Raw genomic sequence first — 3895 nt, 5'->3', positions numbered from 1 at the left:
CGCGAAAGCAGTGTGTCGATTGACAATAATCTTGCCTGACACGGCGCCTTCGCGAGCAGGCTCGCTCCCACAGGGGCCGGTGTCGACCTACATAACCGGTGTTCATCTGCTCCGACCCGCTACTAAGGAACTAGCAATCTCCACACTGCGGGCAATTGTTGCGAGGGCGGCGGCGCCCAAGAATCTGCACCAGACCGGGAAAATTTCCCGGGTATAACAAAAACCGCAGAGGCAGCCGTCATGACCCAACCCGCACGTCGCCAACCCTTCGTCTTGAGCCTGTTGCTCAGTGCCATGCTGTTGTCCGGCCAGGCATTGGCCGGCGTCACCGACCAGGACATTCTCCAGGACCCCAAGAACCCGGAGCAGATCGTCACCAACGGTCTGGGCGTCCAGGGTCAGCGCTACAGCCCGCTGGACACCCTCAACGTCAGTAACGTGAAGGACTTGCGCCCGGTCTGGGCGTTCTCCTTTGGCGGGGAAAAACAGCGCGGTCAGCAAGCACAGCCGATGATCAAGGACGGCGTGATGTACATGACCGGTTCCTACTCGCGGGTGTTCGCCGTGGATGCACGCACCGGCAAGAAACTCTGGCAATACGATGCGCGCCTGCCCGATGACATCCGTCCTTGCTGTGATGTGATCAACCGTGGCGTTGCGCTGTACGGCGACCTGGTGTTCTTCGGCACCCTCGACGCCAAGCTTGTGGCCCTGAACAAGGACACCGGTAAAGTGGTCTGGAGCAAGAAAGTTGCCGACCACAAAGAAGGTTATTCGATCAGCGCCGCGCCGCTGGTCATCAACGGCAAACTGATCACGGGCGTGGCCGGTGGCGAATTCGGCGTGGTCGGCAAGATCGAAGCCTACGACCCGAAAAACGGCGATCTGCTGTGGACCCGACCTACCGTCGAAGGCCACATGGGTTACACCTACAAGGACGGCAAAGCGGTAGAGAACGGTATCTCCGGCGGTGAAGCCGGCAAGACCTGGCCCGGCGATCTCTGGAAAACCGGCGGCGCGGCGCCTTGGCTCGGCGGTTACTACGACCCGGAAACCAACCTGCTGCTGTTCGGCACCGGCAACCCGGCGCCGTGGAACTCGCACCTGCGTCCTGGCGACAACCTCTACTCGTCGTCGCGCCTGGCGCTCAACCCGGACGACGGCACCATCAAATGGCACTTCCAGAGCACGCCTCACGACGGTTGGGACTATGACGGCGTGAACGAGCTGGTGTCGTTCAACTACACCGAAGGCGGCAAAGAAATCAAAGCCGCCGCCACCGCTGACCGTAACGGTTTCTTCTACGTGCTGGACCGCACCAACGGCAAATTCATCCGTGGCTTCCCGTTCGTGGACAAGATCACCTGGGCCACGGGCCTGGATAAAGAGGGCCGGCCGATCTACAACGAAGCCAGCCGCCCTGGCGCACCGGGCACCGAAGCCAAAGGCAGTTCGGTGTTCGTCGCCCCGGCGTTCCTCGGCGCGAAAAACTGGATGCCGATGGCCTACAACAAGGACACCGGACTGTTCTACGTGCCGTCCAACGAGTGGGGCATGGACATCTGGAACGAAGGCATCGCCTACAAGAAAGGCGCGGCGTTCCTCGGTGCAGGCTTCACCATCAAGCCGTTGAACGAAGACTACATCGGTGTGCTGCGTGCCATCGATCCGAAGACCGGCAAGGAAGTCTGGCGCCACAAGAACTTCGCGCCGCTGTGGGGCGGGGTGCTGACCACCAAGGGCAACCTGGTGTTCACTGGTACGCCGGAAGGTTTCCTGCAGGCGTTCAACGCCAAGACCGGCGAGAAAGTCTGGGAATTCCAGACCGGCTCCGGCGTCCTCGGCTCGCCTGTGACCTGGGAAATGGACGGCGAACAATACGTTTCGGTGCTGTCCGGCTGGGGTGGCGCCGTGCCGTTGTGGGGCGGCGAAGTAGCCAAGCGCATCAAGGACTTCAACCAGGGCGGGATGCTCTGGACCTTCAAGCTGCCCAAAGACCTCGTCGTGGCCAAACACTAACCCTGAATCCACTGCATTGATCGTTCCCACGCTCTGCGTGGGAATGCAGCCCGGGACGCTCTGCGTCCCAAGAGCCGAACGCGGAGCGTCCGTTGAGGCATTCCCACGCGGAGCGTGGGAACGATCAAGAACCGAGGCGTTTTCTACGACCAAATAACGAGAGTCCCCCTGCCAACGGCGCATTCGTCTGGCACGCGGGGCTCTCTACTATCGGTTCATCGCCTGTTTGCCCGACAGGCATCGACCCAGACAGAGGCCCACCATGATCTACGCACAACCCGGAACACCCGGCGCCGTCGTTACCTTCAAAGCGCGCTACGGCAATTTCATCGGCGGCGAGTTCGTTGCCCCGGTCAATGGCGAGTACTTCACCAACACCTCGCCGGTCACCGGTGAAGTCATCGCCGAATTCCCGCGTTCCAACGCCGCCGACATCGAAAAAGCCCTCGACGCTGCCCATGCGGCGGCGGATGCCTGGGGCAAGACCTCGGCCCAGGATCGCTCGTTGGTGCTGCTGAAAATCGCCGACCGTATCGAACAGAACCTGGAAATCCTCGCTGTCACCGAAACCTGGGACAACGGCAAGGCCGTGCGCGAGACCCTGAACGCCGACGTGCCGCTGGCCGCCGACCATTTCCGTTATTTCGCCGGCTGCATCCGCGCCCAAGAGGGCGGCGCCGCCGAGATCAACGAGCTGACCACCGCCTATCACTTCCACGAGCCGCTCGGCGTGGTCGGGCAGATCATCCCGTGGAACTTCCCGCTGCTGATGGCCGCCTGGAAACTCGCCCCGGCCCTGGCTGCCGGCAACTGCGTGGTGCTCAAACCCGCCGAACAGACACCGCTGTCGATCATGGTCTTCGCCGAGCTGATCGCCGACTTGCTGCCACCCGGCGTTTTGAACATCGTTCAGGGCTTCGGCCGTGAAGCGGGTGAGGCGCTGGCCACCAGCAAGCGCATCGCCAAGATTGCCTTCACCGGTTCCACGCCGATTGGCGCGCACATCATGAAATGCGCGGCCGAGAACATCATTCCAAGCACCGTCGAGCTGGGCGGCAAGTCGCCGAACATCTTCTTCGAAGACATCATGCAAGCCGAGCCGCAGTTCATCGAGAAGGCCGCTGAAGGCCTGGTGCTGGCGTTCTTCAACCAGGGTGAAGTCTGCACCTGTCCGTCCCGGGCCCTGGTGCAGGAGTCGATCTACGACGACTTCATGAAAGTGGTGATGACGAAGATCGTCAAGATCAAGCGCGGCAACCCGCTGGACACCGAAACCATGGTCGGCGCACAGGCGTCCGAGCAGCAATACGACAAGATCCTCTCGTACCTGAAAATTGCCCAGGAGGAGGGTGCCGAACTGCTCACCGGCGGCGCGGCCGAGCGTCTGGAGGGCGACTTGTCCAGCGGCTATTACATCCAGCCGACCCTGCTCAAGGGCCACAACAAAATGCGCGTGTTCCAGGAAGAAATCTTTGGCCCGGTGGTGGGTATCACCACCTTCAAGGACGAAGCCGAAGCTCTGGCGATTGCCAACGACAGCGAGTTCGGTCTCGGCGCCGGCCTGTGGACCCGCGACATCAACCGCGCCTACCGCATGGGCCGCGCGATCAAGGCCGGGCGGGTCTGGACCAACTGCTACCACCTGTACCCGGCGCATGCGGCGTTCGGTGGCTACAAGAAGTCCGGTGTCGGCCGTGAAAACCACAAGATGATGCTCGACCATTATCAGCAGACCAAAAACCTGCTGGTGAGCTATGACATCAACCCGATGGGCTTCTTCTGATCCCCTAGGCACACCGCAATCCCCTGTGGGAGCGAGCCTGCTCGCGAAGGCGGCCTGGCAGTCAACATCCATGTTGAATGTGCTGGCCTCTTC

The 3895-nt window shown here is 61.6% G+C and carries 2 protein-coding genes; both read left to right on the top strand.

From position 1 onward, the window contains the following. Nucleotides 1-240: 240 nt before the first annotated feature. Nucleotides 241-2019 carry a PQQ-dependent methanol/ethanol family dehydrogenase gene (locus QMX98_RS33005; RefSeq protein WP_010455128.1) on the top strand — a complete coding sequence of 593 codons (1779 nt, stop codon included), beginning with the start codon at nt 241-243 and terminating at the stop codon, nt 2017-2019. Nucleotides 2020-2281: 262 nt separating this feature from the next. Then, a complete protein-coding gene (locus QMX98_RS33000) occupies nt 2282-3802 on the top strand; it encodes an aldehyde dehydrogenase family protein (protein WP_010455125.1) in 1521 nt (506 codons plus the stop codon). The last annotated feature ends 93 nt before the right edge of the window (nt 3803-3895 follow it).

Source organism: Pseudomonas sp. PS02303, assembly GCF_029959925.1.
GTDB classification, from domain to species: Bacteria; Pseudomonadota; Gammaproteobacteria; order Pseudomonadales; family Pseudomonadaceae; genus Aquipseudomonas; species Aquipseudomonas mandelii.
The sequence above is the reverse complement of the archived record's forward strand: the minus strand, read 5'-3'. Positions and strand labels throughout refer to the sequence as shown.

Coding starts and splice junctions, on each gene's coding strand:
- QMX98_RS33005 (WP_010455128.1), top strand. CDS start 241: ATGACCCAACCCGCACGTCGCCAACCCTTCGTCTTGAGCCTGTTGCTC.
- QMX98_RS33000 (WP_010455125.1), top strand. CDS start 2,282: ATGATCTACGCACAACCCGGAACACCCGGCGCCGTCGTTACCTTCAAA.